The organism is Ruminococcus sp. (genome assembly GCF_024691275.1).
Taxonomy (GTDB): Bacteria; Bacillota; Clostridia; order Oscillospirales; family Ruminococcaceae; genus Ruminococcus.
Map to the genome: position 1 here is coordinate 25811 of NZ_JAILNU010000009.1, position 13952 is coordinate 39762.

12 protein-coding genes are annotated in these 13952 nt (G+C 43.4%); 1 reads left to right on the top strand and 11 read right to left on the bottom strand.

What is annotated here, in order from left to right:
- Nucleotides 1-82: 82 nt before the first annotated feature.
- Complete coding sequence (locus K6G33_RS01155; RefSeq protein WP_296775322.1) at nucleotides 83-1888, bottom strand: glycoside hydrolase family 11 protein; 1806 nt, start codon at nucleotides 1886-1888, stop codon at nucleotides 83-85.
- Between the two features lie 430 nt (nucleotides 1889-2318).
- Between K6G33_RS01155 and K6G33_RS01160 the strand changes: the two genes are divergently transcribed.
- Nucleotides 2319-3908, top strand: coding sequence for a sodium:solute symporter (locus K6G33_RS01160; RefSeq protein WP_296775324.1), 1590 nt, complete (start codon nucleotides 2319-2321; stop codon nucleotides 3906-3908).
- 218 nt (nucleotides 3909-4126) lie between these two features.
- Here the strand turns inward: K6G33_RS01160 and K6G33_RS01165 are convergent, their stop codons facing one another.
- The 10 genes from K6G33_RS01165 to K6G33_RS01210 all read right to left on the bottom strand — a co-directional run bounded on the left by K6G33_RS01165 (nucleotide 4127) and on the right by K6G33_RS01210 (nucleotide 13945).
- Nucleotides 4127-5017, bottom strand: coding sequence for a dockerin type I domain-containing protein (locus K6G33_RS01165; protein WP_296775327.1), 891 nt, complete (start codon nucleotides 5015-5017; stop codon nucleotides 4127-4129).
- Between the two features lie 12 nt (nucleotides 5018-5029).
- On the bottom strand, nucleotides 5030-5707 hold the full coding sequence (locus tag K6G33_RS01170) for a 5'-methylthioadenosine/adenosylhomocysteine nucleosidase (RefSeq protein ID WP_296775330.1): 678 nt from the start codon (nucleotides 5705-5707) through the stop codon (nucleotides 5030-5032).
- Nucleotides 5708-5810: 103 nt separating this feature from the next.
- Nucleotides 5811-6350, bottom strand: coding sequence for a hypothetical protein (locus tag K6G33_RS01175; protein WP_296775331.1), 540 nt, complete (start codon nucleotides 6348-6350; stop codon nucleotides 5811-5813).
- Entirely contained in the window at nucleotides 6350-7129 is a 780-nt protein-coding gene (locus K6G33_RS01180) for an SDR family oxidoreductase (protein ID WP_296775334.1), read from the bottom strand. Before K6G33_RS01180 ends, K6G33_RS01175 begins: the two co-directional genes overlap by 1 nt.
- Nucleotides 7130-7134: 5 nt before the next feature.
- On the bottom strand, nucleotides 7135-8277 hold the full coding sequence (locus tag K6G33_RS01185; RefSeq protein WP_296775337.1) for a DHHW family protein: 1143 nt from the start codon (nucleotides 8275-8277) through the stop codon (nucleotides 7135-7137).
- Between the two features lie 10 nt (nucleotides 8278-8287).
- Nucleotides 8288-9667 carry a hypothetical protein gene (locus tag K6G33_RS01190; RefSeq protein WP_296775339.1) on the bottom strand — a complete coding sequence of 460 codons (1380 nt, stop codon included), beginning with the start codon at nucleotides 9665-9667 and terminating at the stop codon, nucleotides 8288-8290.
- Nucleotides 9657-10256, bottom strand: a complete 600-nt coding sequence (locus K6G33_RS01195) for a toprim domain-containing protein (RefSeq protein WP_296775342.1) — start codon at nucleotides 10254-10256, stop codon at nucleotides 9657-9659. Before K6G33_RS01195 ends, K6G33_RS01190 begins: the two co-directional genes overlap by 11 nt.
- An 11-nt stretch (nucleotides 10257-10267) precedes the next feature.
- Nucleotides 10268-11350 carry a DNA polymerase III subunit delta gene (gene holA / locus K6G33_RS01200; protein ID WP_296775344.1) on the bottom strand — a complete coding sequence of 361 codons (1083 nt, stop codon included), beginning with the start codon at nucleotides 11348-11350 and terminating at the stop codon, nucleotides 10268-10270.
- The gene (locus K6G33_RS01205; RefSeq protein ID WP_296775347.1) at nucleotides 11350-13395 is read right to left on the bottom strand and encodes a ComEC/Rec2 family competence protein; all 2046 of its coding nucleotides are present in this window, start codon (nucleotides 13393-13395) and stop codon (nucleotides 11350-11352) included. Before K6G33_RS01205 ends, holA begins: the two co-directional genes overlap by 1 nt.
- A 10-nt stretch (nucleotides 13396-13405) precedes the next feature.
- The gene (locus tag K6G33_RS01210; protein ID WP_296775349.1) at nucleotides 13406-13945 is read right to left on the bottom strand and encodes a phosphoribosyltransferase family protein; all 540 of its coding nucleotides are present in this window, start codon (nucleotides 13943-13945) and stop codon (nucleotides 13406-13408) included.
- Between the last annotated feature and the right edge of the window lie 7 nt (nucleotides 13946-13952).

The window sequence follows — 13952 nt, forward strand, 5'->3', positions numbered from 1 at the left end:
AAATAACAAAGAGCCACATATCTGTGGCTCTTTGATACATATAAATGATTCACAGTCTATCAGTTTTTGGACATGATATCTGTCAGCTGTGCTTGGGTCTTGTCCTTGGTACAACGACTTTTTCTCCGAGGGCAAGCTTCGTGATGAGCACCAGATCATTGATCCTTGTATCACCGCTGCAATCTATATCCGATTCATCTATAGTTGATTCTCCGTTAACAGCTTTTACCAGTTCTCTTCGCGCGATCACTACGTCAAAGGAATTGACAATAAGATCACCGTTGAGATCACCCGGAACATACTTAGGAGCAGGCTTTATTTCCTGATCACTTTGATTTGAAGGATAGTAAATATCCTCGCCGTTAATCTTCACAGTATTCTTATAGACTTCTGCCTTGCCGCTGGACTGCAAACCGCTGACTGTGAATGTCACGTAATCAGGATCAACAACGTCAAGCGCATATTTTTTCCATGCATAGAAATGATCGTTCAGATTGATCGTTCCCTCAGCTTTACCGTCCCTGTCAAGCTGATTATCTCTGCGGACGCTCCAGATCTGGTTGAAAAAACCGTTATCAGGCACTTCATAAAGATCATAGACAGCATCATTGCTCAGACTTACACTTCCGAGATGAACCGCATCATCAGTAATATGCCAGTCTTTCCACGCTTCAACGATAAAGTATTCGGTCTTTAGCGTATTGAGCCAGCCATATCCGCCTGCCCATGAAGCACCTTCCGACTCAAGATCAACACCGTACTCAATGGTCAGCTCCTCATTATTATACTTTCTAACGACGGAGCGATTGGCGTTTTCAGAGTTGTAATACTGCAATCCTCTGCTAAATTTAGCAAGATAATTATTTTCCCATTCACACTTGAACGCACCGCCTTTAAGGAGCTCAAGCTTGGTTTCACCAACTTCGGGAGACATTATGAAATCTTTATACAGATTAAAGTAATATCCGTCTCTCTCATCTGTTACAAGATCATTGAAAACAGTGTCATGAAGCACATCAACAGTGTTCTCGTCAGGCATCTGCCACTGATCCTCATAGTCAGGATTTATGTCAACATTGACATCTTTATCAGTTACTACAGAATACAGATCATTTTTCAGGATATGAGCACTTCCGCTCGAATTTAAGCCCTCAACAGCAAGAGTTATCTGATATATATCGCCTAACTCCGCTCCCGCTTTTTTCAATGCCTCCAAATGCATACCTATGGATATTTTTCCTTCAATTATATTGCTTTCAGCGGAGCGTTTTTCCGTACGTACACTGTAATACCTGTAAACTATCGGGCCTGAAGCCAGCCCCTGCCGTAAGTTCAAAGGCTGAATATATATTTCATATTCACCGCCGTCAAGTTCAACTTTTGCAATAGGATCATTTTTGAAAGTCGGCCTATTTATGCCCCAGTCATCAATAATAAAGAACTCCACATACGGATCGGTGAACCAGCCGTAAGCTCCGAAATAATAATCAGAAGCAGGATCCATAACAGCTTTGTAATCACTCACAGGACTTCCTAAAATCTTCCTCTTTTCCTGAGCATTCTTCTGGTAAAACTCGCCCGTCTTGAATAAGCAGTCAGTAACGTCCCGCCAGTAACAATCATACGAACCGCGCATACCCGGAGTCATTTTGATGCTTCCTGATGAATCATTCCAGTAACCGTAATCATAGAGCGCATAATTTCCATCATAATTGACAGCGCCCGAGATAAATCCGTCATCATCATTCTCAGTCGGAACCACAGTGTCACTCAAGACCGTAGTATCATTATCGGCTTCTTCCGCATTTACGAATGAATAAACAATTCCCGCAGTACTCAATGATGCAGCAAGAGTGAATGAAATGACTTTTTTTAATAGCTTTAACATAGCATCAACCCTCCGTAATGATTTTATCATATTATAATATAAAAATATATCTTATATAATTTTATTATAGTATTAATTTTTGAGTATTTCAAGTTAAATATTGTGTAAAACATCAGTTCAAGCGTCAAATTCTGACCAATAATTGCTATTTTTCGTTCTCACTGTGCAAATATTGATATAATAATAACATTCAGTCACTTTCTGTTCAAAAATTATGGTAAAATAATAATATCATGTGCCACTTTATACCCAAATTTCGGCAAAAAAGCAACTTTTTACACCTGCGGAGTCTCAAATATGAATGAAAAATGACCACTTGACATCAACTTTATTATATAGTATAATAAATTTCGGTTTATTACTTTATTCATTTAAAGCTTTACAAGTTTATGAGCCAAAACTTTAAAGCAACTGAAAGGTCGGGATACAAATGGACTCAAAATCCGCAACATTCGTCATACTCGCTGTTTATGTAACAATAATGGTGGGCATAGGAATCTATATGTCAAGAAAGACGAAATCCACTGAGGATTTCATGCTTGGCGGAAGAAGTGTCGGTTCATGGCTGACAGCGTTCTCATATGGAACAACATACTTTTCTGCCGTGGTATTCATCGGATACGCAGGTCAGTTCGGTTGGATGTACGGTGCATCATCAACATGGGTCGGTATAGGCAATGCCATAATCGGCAGCCTTATCCCCTTCTTCCTCATAGGAAAACGTACACGTCTGATGTCCAATCATCTTGGCGCAAAGACTATGCCTGAGTTCTTCGAGCACAGATTCGACTCAAAGGGACTTAAAACATTATCCGCACTCATCGTATTCATCTTCCTCATTCCTTACACAGCATCTGTATACAACGGACTTTCACGTCTTTTCGGAATGGTATTTGATCTCGGAGAAAACGGCGCTACATACATAATCATAGCAATGGCACTTCTCTCCGCTATATACGTAACCCTCGGCGGATACAAGGCAACAGCTCTCAATGACTTCTTCCAGGGCATAATCATGCTGATCGGTATCGGAACAGTCGTAGCTCTTACTGTACATAAGAAAGACGGTCTTTCCGCAGCTTTAGACGCTCTCAATACTATCTCGGACAGCAAGACCGAATCAGGAACTCTCGGTTCACTGTTCGGACCTGATCCGATAAACCTCCTCGGAGTTGTTATACTTACATCTCTCGGTACATGGGGACTTCCTCAGATGGTTCAGAAGTTCTACGCTATCAAGGACGAGCAGGCTATCAAGAAGGGTGCTATTATATCCACATTCTTCGCTATCGTCGTAGCAGGCGGTTCATACTTCATGGGCGGATTCGTAAGACTTTACTGCACACTTGACAACACTGACGGTTCAGGCAAGGCATTCATCGAAACAGTTAACGGCAAGCCTGTATACGATACAATGGTACCTTCGCTCTTACAGCAGGCTCTTCCGAATCTTCTTATCGGACTTGTTGTGGTACTTGTACTTTCTGCATCGCTTTCAACTCTTTCATCTCTGGTACTCACATCAAGCTCCACACTTACAAATGACCTGATAAAACCACGCATCAAGAACTTCGATGACAAGCACCAGATGACATTCATGAGAATATTTATCGCAGTATTCCTTATTATTTCTGTAATCATTGCCTGCAATAAAAATGCATCTATCTCAACTCTCATGTCATACTCATGGGGAGCACTTTCAGGCGCATTCCTCGGTCCGTTCCTCTATGGTCTGTTCATGAAAAAGGCATCTAAGGCAGCTTGCTTTGCAAGTCTCATCACAGGTGTCGGCATCAGTGTAACACACATGATACTGTTCAGTCTTAACATCGAAGCATTCAACGGCATCAAGCAGTCTATCATTGATCTCAACTGTCCGCTTTCGCTTCTCTCACCTATCAATGCAGGCGCATTTGCAATGATCGTGTCACTTATTATAGTACCTATCGTAAGCAGCTTTACGAAGGCTCCCGAGCAGAAGGTCGTTGACAACGCTTTCAGTTCACTTACATCAAAATAAACAAACAGCCCGAAAGCTCAAAAGCTTTCGGGCTTACTTTTATATTAAAAAATACCGGGCAATAAGCAAGGAACTTATACAGAAGTTTTTACGTGAGATATTGAGGAGAACCTTTCCTCAGAAAGATTTCCCCCGATAATTTCGTGTAAAGTTTCTATATGAGTACGTCGCTTAAGCTCGGTATTTTTTATTATTTGAACTGACTTGCAGTTAATTGCTTATTTCTTTCCCTTAATGAAATTATTAAGGCTTATAATGTCATCATCTTTAGTTGTTGAAGCATAAGCATAGTAAGCAAGTATCTTACTTGCATCAACAGAATCTATCTTGCCATCACCGTTTACATCAGCACAAGCAGTCTGAGCTGCTGTAAGACCTGAATCCTGATTGGAAGAGTTCTTTGCATAAGCCTTCAGTACATTAGATGCATCATTTGAATCAATACGTGAATCATCATTTAAATCGCCGAGCTTTCTGTCGCTGACATTTAAAGGAAGAGCCTCGCTATTCTCAGCAGGGAAAACTTCCTTGAACTTACCATCACCTGTAGGACGGCAAACAACGCTGGTGAAATATGTATTATCATTGATTACATCAATGCTGTAGCTTCCGCAAGCAGCGTCCTTTGTTAAAACAGCATCAAAGCAAGCCATCGGATAAGCATCAGATTTTTCAGCTGTATAAGCCATCGGTTTAGCTGAGGATATTGAAGAATAATTTGCTCCCATACCGTTGATCTCAGTATATGTTGCAAGATTCATAGAATCATCAGATGTGAATTCCTTGTAAGGAGTTGCGCCGTACTTAGCAACAGGACCTGTAATATTCTTGAGTTCAAGGCTCTTGTTCTTGCTAGCCCACTTAACGAATACCTGACCTGCTACCTTGTCCTCATCCTTGATGTAGATAGCAGCAGGAATAGTGGAAGACTTCTTCTGGTTTACATAGATAAGACCTGATAAAAGCTCCTCAACGCCATCGGTTTCAACACCCTTGAAGTAGAATGTAGGCTCTTTGAATGAATTAGCATCAGCAGCATTAGTGCAGAATGCAGCTGATAAAGTGGCTGTTATAGCCATAGAAGAAATGATTGAGATAAATTTTTTCATGAGTTACTCCTTTCACAGCAGTTCAGCCATACGCAGAACGACCTCTGCTACGCGCTTAGCTGCGATCTTTTCAAATTCGTCAAATGACATCGCACCTTCGTCGTCCGCATTATCTGATATACAGCGAACACTGACATAAGGTGTCTTGTTGAGGTAACAGCAGTGCCCAACTGCTGCACTCTCCATATCCACGGCATACGGATCGAATTTTTCCTGAATAGCACTCTTTACAACATTGCTTGTAATGAATGCATCACCCGAAACGATACGTCCTCTGAATGACTCTATACCGAATTCTCCGCATACCTTTTCAGCTGTATCCATAAGCACGCCATCAGCCTGGAATACGCCGCAGTACGGCGGATAATCCTTGAGGAAATGGAGATCGAGATCATGTGGAAGTACCTCTGTGGAAATAACGATATCACAAACCTTAACTGCCCTGTTCATTCCGCCTGCAATACCTGTATTTATCACACAATCGGGGTGGAAATTATCTATCATAACCTGTGTACAAACGGCTGCATTCACCTTAGCGATGCCGCAGCAAGCGTTTATAACAGTTTTGCCGTTTATATTATTTATGTAAAAATCAAAGCCTGAAAAATGCTTTATCTCGCTTTCACCGAGTATTTCTCTTATGTCCTTTAATTCTGAAGGCATTGCTCCGATAATAGCTATAGTATTCATAAAATCACTCCTGAAATAATATTATGTTATTATTATATCACACAAATATTAATAAATCAAGTATAAAAAAAGACCGTACCAAATTAACCAGCATTTGGCACAGTCATCTTTTTTTGCGGAAGCGCGGCATAAGTCGTTTTCTGTACAGTCTGAGCATAAAATCAAGATCAAGGTCATATACAAGGAAAATGACATTGGTTATTCCGAGCATTATGTACCCGCCGAAGCTGCCGAAATCATCAAGCTGTTCAAGCAGCTCCTTCAGTCCCAGAAGGTATACCGTTACATAGAAATATGAGATTATACATACGTTGAATATTGCAAGCTTTACAAGTATCCTTGTTAATTTCAACGGTATTTTCTGGATATAGGCTCTGAGTATGGGGTAATGTCCGAAAAGCATTATAAAAATAAGTGCTGCTTCTTTATCAAAAGTTATAAAAAGCGAAAGCAGGCTTACCGCAACATAGGTAAGCAGTGCCCATGGAGTATTGACCTCAACTGCGATTATCATGAGCAGTATGCCTGCTATTCCGGGAAGCAGCAGATAGAGCGCAGGGAGAACGCCCGCAAGGAACATTGTAACGAGACATAGTGCAGAAACGATGCCTCCCAGCGCAACTCTGTAGCTGATATCTCTCATTATTTAAGAGCCTTTTCCTTTCCGTCAGAAGTTTTTTTCGCCTGCTGGATATTATACACTATTGCAGCAAGGAGCTTGTTCGGAACGAATCTTGAACCTATAGCTCCCAGCTTTACAGTAAGTCCCGGGAGAGCAAAAAGCTTGCCCGCAAATGCCTTTCTGAGAGCATATTCCGCCGCCTGATCCGCTGAAATAGGCTTTACCGAGAAGCTGACACCTGCACGGTTATTGAAATTGGTATCAACAGGTCCGGGACAGAGTACGGTTATGGAAACATTTGACCTGTCTCTGCGAAGCTCCTCATAAATTGCAATAGAAAGCTTCAGGACATAATTCTTTGAAGCATAATACGACGACATGAGAGGTCCTGCCATAAAGCCTGCGGCAGAAGCAACATTTAGTATGATACCGCTGTCTTTTTTCTTGAAGTCCCTGAGAAAGAGCTTTGTGAGGATATGGAGAGCAGTGATATTCAGGTCGATCATGTTCAGCTCATCTTCCATATCTGTCTCGTCGAATTTACCGAACAGACCATAGCCTGCATTATTGACGAGCATATCGACATCTTTGTCCCTGCAAAGCTCATAAACGCGGAATACCTCCTCGCGCTTTGAGAGATCGGCTGTGATTATCTCGGTATCATTTCCGAAAGCTGCCTGCATCTTTTTAAGGACAGCTTCATTTCTGCCTGTAAGTATGAGCTTCCAGCCTCTCTTAGCAAGCTTTTTTGCAATACTTTTTCCAATGCCTGATGTTGCACCTGTAACAAGAGCCTTCATAAACCTCAATTCCTTTCAATTATTTTAGTAAGATCGGATCTGCTGCTGAGATCCTCGATGCCGAACAAGAAAAGTGTCTGTCCATATTCATTGATGTCAAGCTCTTCCGTCAGCGGTCTGTCCAGTTTCTCAGGAGAAACCACAGCGATCTCGCTGTAATGCTGCATGAGAAACGGAACAAAGCAGTCCGCATAGCTGTCCTTTATCACAAGGAGCTTTTTTTCGTTGTTTACACTGGTCTTTATCTTCATAACAGGTGCAGCTTCGCCCAGATACATAGAGTACATATTACTTGTACCGAGCCTGCTCCTGTCGAATACAGTGCCCTTTGAAACTTTACCGTCATTGCCGATACATTCACATACAACGTCATCAGCCGCATCTTTATATCTGTAGATATCAAGGATATCAGCCTTTGTACGTTTCGAGAGAGTTTTGTTGTAGAGATTCCCTCTGAATCTGTCGGTAACGTGTTCTATGGAGAATTTATCATACAGTGTCGGCTGAAAACCCAGCTTCTGAACGACAGTCTTATAAACACAATATGCCCCATAGCAGGTCCACTTAGTATCGTTGCGATAAAAAATATAGTTATCCTTCATCATTTTAAGGATATCATAAGCGTCGATCTTTCTTATGTCATTGCCAAGAGCGTCATAAAGATCGTTTATCTGCTGCTTCTCTGAATTGATTATCATATGCGACGGCAGTACATCGCCGTAAACACCTGCTGATGTAGGTATAGCAGCGAAATAGACCGTGCCGTCATATTTCACCGAAAAACTGTTGACAGCTGCTGCATCGTCCATGACTTCCTCTGAACTCCTCTGTGAGCTTTCCACATAAAGCATTCTGTCATCACTTATATAAACTCCATTGACAATGCTCTCCGAAAGCTCTGTCTGCAAGGCTGTCTTGGCAGCGACCCACAAATGCCTGCCTGCAAAATGATCGGCAACATATGAGCCGAGCTCAGCTGTTACGCTGCCGCTGTACAGTCCTTCCGCATCAATACACGGCAAAACTGCGAGCTCTCTGTCCTCGGAAAATGAATCGGGCAGCTTATGGCTGAACATAGTGATACTTCCGAATACAGCTATAAAAGTGAGCGACATTACAGCAGTGATCTTATTCATACGTTTACTCATACGTCCCTCCTTACAGTTTCAGAAGTATCATATCAGAGCTTCCGTCATACGACATGAGAGCTGTACACACTGCCAGAGCAAGTACAACTATTAAAGGAGTAACAGCGTTCACAAACGCCTTAACCTTTTTCCTTCCTGTACGCAGCATCATGTTCCTGAAAAGATCCGTTGCTGCATACATGGAAACAAGCAGCATAACTATATAGGATTTTAGCAGATAGAATGACTGCGAATCAGCAAAGCTGCCGTTTCCGCCTATCATGGCGAAAAGATACCTGACTGAGTATTCCGTACCGTTTCCTGCAAGGAATACCGTACAAAAGATAACTACCAAGAACGTATAGATACAGCCTGTGATATTCAGCGGCTTGTTCCTGAGCAGTCTTCCCTCGATAACAACGGCAAGACCAATGAGGAAGCCCCATAGTGTACCGTTGATACCGACGGTATACCAGAATCCGAAAATTGTCCACCCGAAAACGAAGACAGCTTCCTTCATCCAGCGCTTTGAACACACATTATATATAGGCTTCGTAACATACCTTCTCAGCCACTGTATGACCTGCGACTGCCAGCGGGCTGCAAAGTATTTTATCCTGATGCTGAGCAGCGGATAATTGAAGCTCTGAGGGAATCTGAATCCGAAAAAGTAAGCTATGCCCATGCCCATATCGGCAACTCCCGACAAAGTATAGTAAAGGCAAAGCACATATGCTGTAACACCGAGCCATGCGGTCATAGCAGACATCTCACTTAAATTTACAGCTTGAACAGCACAGTACAGCTTGAACAAGCCGTCTGCTGCAATTACCTTCTTGACCAGTCCCTTTGCAAAGATACCCATTCCCTTTCCTGTTTCCGCAAGGCACTCATTGCGGTTGTCCAGCGCCTTTGTGAAAACGCCGTATCGCAGAAGAGGTCCCATTATGAGCCTCGGGAAGAACATCATATACAGAGCAAACCTAACAATATTCCCGTCAGCCTTTACCCTGCCCTTGTATATATCTATGAGAGTACCTATAGCTGCAAGGGTGAAGAATGAGATTCCCACAGGATAGAAGCCTTCAGGAACTTTTATTATTCCCTGAAGCCATGTGAAATATTGGGTACGGAATACCAGTATAGTTACAAGATCAAAGGTTATACCGCAAGCAAGCGGGACTGCAACGAGCTTATCGTTCTTCCTGACTTTGCTTATCATATGGGCAAATCCATAGTTTACTGCGGTATACACGAGCATAAATACGAGAAAATACAGGCTTATCATGCCGCAGAACACCATGCTCAGAACAAGGAGAGTCAGCTCCCTGAACCTTTTTGGCGTAAGATAAAACAGCAGCAGTGATATCGGCAGGAACCCGTATATAAACAGCAGGCTGCTATATACCATTGTATTCCTCCTTAATTTTCTGAGTTATACGCGCAAGCTCAGCACTGTCCATCATAGTACACAGCACCTCTACAAGAGCACCGGCGGAGAGCTGCTTTGGCAGCCCAAGACTATGCTGTAATCTTTCACGGAGCTCACGGCTGTTTTCACCGCCGCTCAGCCCCAGCTCATAAAGGGTCATCTTAGTGATATCCGAGCGCTTTCCGCCCTGTGAAGCGGTTATTCCGGACTTTTCAAAAGCGCTCAGCAGAGTTTGTACATCAATGCCCTCAACACCCAGCTTGCCCTCAGCGGAAGGCTTGACCTTTCGTTTTTCCTTGCCGAAAACATCGGGGATATAAACATTCGTGACCTTTCCGCTGCCGACAGCACCTTTTATATAGCCTCTTATCTTCCGACCTGCCGCATCGGAATCGGTGAGGATTATTATACCTGTTTTTTTAGCGTAATAGCGGATAAGCTCCAGCTTTTCGCTGTCTTTGAAAATACCGAAACCATTTGTAATGATTATGACTGCATCAACGATAGAAGCGAGCTTTATCTTGTCATATTTGCCCTCAACTATGATAGCTTCATCTATTTTTATCATGATATCCTCCGCTAATTTTTTGTCATGAGCATTTTTGTGACCGTCTGTTCGAGAATGATCTTCTCGTCACCGCCGCCCGAATTAAGCTTCACATTGGTATCGCGCAGTATCCCGATGCACTCACGCAGCCTCCGTATGCTCATGCGGGAGCTGTCACGGAAGGCATTTTTGACCTTGAATTCCCAAACATAGCCAAAATCATTTTTCACGTCTATGATCTGTTTGCCGCACTTCCTTGCACAGGCTGCGCGGTACATATCCACAAATGATGCAGTTATATTTGCAAGAACGGCGCCGCGGTTTTCCTTATCCTGCATAAGCTCGTCAAGAGCATCGAAAGCGGCACGTTTGTTGAAAGCCGCAACAGCGTCTGCAAGCTTGAAGAACGTGACATCGCTCTGTCTGTGAACGAGATTGTGAAGTATCTCAGGCGTTATCTCATTTTTCTGCGCATATGAGCACAGCTTGTCTATCTCATTTTTGATTGTGAGAGTGTCCGACTGACACATTTCAGCGAGCTCACGGGCAGTATCAAGGGATATCAGCCCTCCCCTTGCCGAAACACTTGCCGCGATATCTTTGGCAAGCTCAGCCTCGGTCTTTATGGCACATTCAACAAGTTCGCCGATCTTTGCAGCATAGTCAGCCAGCTTTTTATTCTTGTCCTTGATTATGCTTTTGCCTGTCTTGTAATCAGCCTTAGCAGCTATCTCAAAGCCCGTGACATTGAATATGACAACTGTCTGAGGCGGTATATCCTTCAGGACTTCCATGAGCTTTTTATTGAGATCGTCCGCTCTCAGCCCAGCCATATTTTCACGAGGCTTTTCGCAGTTGTAGTCATTGATGAGGATACAGTTGTGCTCCGCAATCATAGGCATCATCTGTATCATATCGTAAAGCTCCGAGGTATCAAGGTATCTGCCGTCCAGCTTATTGAGGGCGAACTCCTCATTATCGCCGACAGCTTCTTTGATTATGAGCTTTGTTATCTTTTCGACTTCGGGGATATTTTTACCGAAGATATAGTACAGATTTTTCAGCTCGCCCTTTTTGAGCTGAACCTTAATGGATTTAGGATCTGTCTGTGGCATTACAGCCTCCTTATATCAAATCTGCCGCTATCCGACAGCACTATCTCAAAATTATTGTTTCCGCTGATATACAGCGTATTATCTGGAACATCGGCATCGTGCGGAGAATTTCCGCATATAACGGCAAGAACGCCGCTATCCTTTACAGCTTTTATGCTATCGGCAAAGCATACCGAGCTGCCGCTGTCTTCCACACGTACTGCTCCGTCATCGAAGGAGATCCTCAGATCACCGCATCTTATCTCCGCAGAGCATCCTACAGCAGAAATACCCATATCTTCCCCGACAAATTCATCTTCACACACAGCAAGCCAGTTTTCCACATCGGTATAACTCAGCTCCTTGTCATATGAAGCAAAAGCCGCATTGACCTTTTCCGTGAGAACAACATTATCAACTCTGCCGATACCGTTCTTTGAAAGGTACTTTTTCACATATGCAGCCGAACGGTAATGACCGCTCAGGTCAATGACCTCTGCCGTACCGTTTGAACTCACAACAATCGCTGCATTGTTTCCTTTGCCTAAAACAGCAACTATAGTCTGTTCACTGCGCTTCATCTGTGAAATACCGCTTACGGCAAAAAGAAATGCAACAGCCGCAGCTGCTGAAATACATATATAACGCCTGTTTCTGAATATGGCAACGGCGAACGCGACACATATCGCACATATTATCAGTCCGCCTCTTACCGCCCTGCTGTCACATGCAAAATGAGTGTACCTTATATGAGCAGCGGCATCTGATATGCGCAGCACCATATCGTTCACAGCCTTTGCAAACGGCAGAAGATCAACAACACCTGCTGTCAGAGCATAAATAAGTCCTATGACCATTGACAGCGAACAGAACGGAACGATAATTATATTTGTCAGCGGTGAAACAAGTGACGTTTCATCAAAGTACATAAGCGAAAACGGCAGTATACAGACTGTCGTACACAGCATTACCGCAAAGTTTACTGCTGCTTTCCGAAACAAAGTATCTCTCGGCATATCTTTTGTCATGTACGGTGCAAAAACCGCGATTCCGAAAGCACCTGCAACTGACAGAATAAATCCGCTGTCATAGACCGCATATGGCTGACAAATACATATAAGCAGAACAGCACCAGCAAGTGCATTGAAGGAGTCGTTCTGCCGTCGGAAAAGCCCTGCCGCATAAAAGAAATTCATCATTATTGCAGCACGTATCGCGGAAACAGGATAATTCGCAAGAGCTGTAATAAATATTATCAATATTTCCATGACAGCAAAGGAAATGTATTTATTCACTCTGCAAATTCTGAGAAGTCCCATGAGAACAAGCACAGCCACCGAAACATGAAGTCCCGACACTGCCAGAATATGACCTATCCCGCAGCGGTATAAAGCAGTTTTCACACCCTGATCCATGCCGCGTTTCTCTCCGAAAACCATACCTGCCATCAGGTCGCCGCTGTCATCTCCGAGCTTAACGCGGAAATCCGAAATAATGCGTTCACGGTAGGAAGCTGCCGCCCTGCTCAGCTTTTTGGCATCAGTATGCTCGATACTGATATCCTTTGCGCTATCCAGTGCAAGGAAGACTCCATCTGACTTGTAATACCGCTCACTATCGAACAGATAATCACAGGACTGGCGTGAAAATTCACATTCGCCTATACTGATGATATCTCCAAGCTCGGCATATTCACCCTGCGTGTAAAAACTTACCCTCGCAGGAATATCGCCGTTTATGCGTCCGCTGAGGATATAGTTCGATTTTTCTCCGCTGTACCGTACAGCATCGGTGACCTCGCCGCGGAAGCTTCCCTTACACTCCTCCATAGTCATGCATCTGTCATAATCTGCGGCAGTATAAACACTGAATACTATCACCGCAGCTGCAAAGAATACCGACATCATTCCGTAGTCAAAAGCTTTAAAGCTATACCTCCTGCCCACGACAGCCGCTGCTGCGATAACAGCTGCGAAGCCAACGATCAGGGCAGGACTTGTAAAAAATGAAGCGAAAAATAATCCCGCCATATACGCTGCCGCAGCTCCAATCATTTTTCGCTTCATAAATTATACCTTATTTAAAGAAAAGCGGAAGCTTTTCAAGGAAGATTATATCCTTCCTGTCAGCAGCATCGCCCTCAGCAAGAACGGCTGCCTTACCTGTGATCTCTCCGCCTGCCTCATTGACAAGCTTTTCCAGTGCGAGAAGTGACTCACCTGTGCTGATAACGTCATCAACTATGAGAACCTGCTTGCCTCTGAGCAACTCGGCTTTTTCCTGTGAGAGGTAAAGTGTCTGCTCAGCCGCAGTAGTGATGGACTTTACTGTAACAGCGATAGGATCTGTCATGTAGAGCTTTACAGACTTTCTTGCTACTACATAAGGCTTTCCGCTCTCTCTTGCCATTTCGTAAGCAAGCGGGATACCCTTTGACTCAGCTGTCACTATCACATCAAAGTAAGGAGACTTTGCGAGAAGCTGATTTGCAACAGCCATAGTAAGCTCCACATCTGAGAACATAACGAAAGCAGCAATATCCAGCTTATCATTAAGAGGACAGATAGGAAGCTCTCTCTCAAGACCTGCAACCTTTAACTTATAAGTATTTTCCACGATCAAC

Coding starts and splice junctions, on each gene's coding strand:
- K6G33_RS01205 (WP_296775347.1), bottom strand. CDS start 13,395: ATGAAGCGAAAAATGATTGGAGCTGCGGCAGCGTATATGGCGGGATTA.
- K6G33_RS01165 (WP_296775327.1), bottom strand. CDS start 5,017: ATGAAAAAATTTATCTCAATCATTTCTTCTATGGCTATAACAGCCACT.
- K6G33_RS01170 (WP_296775330.1), bottom strand. CDS start 5,707: ATGAATACTATAGCTATTATCGGAGCAATGCCTTCAGAATTAAAGGAC.
- K6G33_RS01175 (WP_296775331.1), bottom strand. CDS start 6,350: ATGAGAGATATCAGCTACAGAGTTGCGCTGGGAGGCATCGTTTCTGCA.
- K6G33_RS01180 (WP_296775334.1), bottom strand. CDS start 7,129: ATGAAGGCTCTTGTTACAGGTGCAACATCAGGCATTGGAAAAAGTATT.
- K6G33_RS01155 (WP_296775322.1), bottom strand. CDS start 1,888: ATGTTAAAGCTATTAAAAAAAGTCATTTCATTCACTCTTGCTGCATCA.
- holA (WP_296775344.1), bottom strand. CDS start 11,350: ATGCCACAGACAGATCCTAAATCCATTAAGGTTCAGCTCAAAAAGGGC.
- K6G33_RS01195 (WP_296775342.1), bottom strand. CDS start 10,256: ATGATAAAAATAGATGAAGCTATCATAGTTGAGGGCAAATATGACAAG.
- K6G33_RS01160 (WP_296775324.1), top strand. CDS start 2,319: ATGGACTCAAAATCCGCAACATTCGTCATACTCGCTGTTTATGTAACA.
- K6G33_RS01185 (WP_296775337.1), bottom strand. CDS start 8,277: ATGAGTAAACGTATGAATAAGATCACTGCTGTAATGTCGCTCACTTTT.
- K6G33_RS01190 (WP_296775339.1), bottom strand. CDS start 9,667: ATGGTATATAGCAGCCTGCTGTTTATATACGGGTTCCTGCCGATATCA.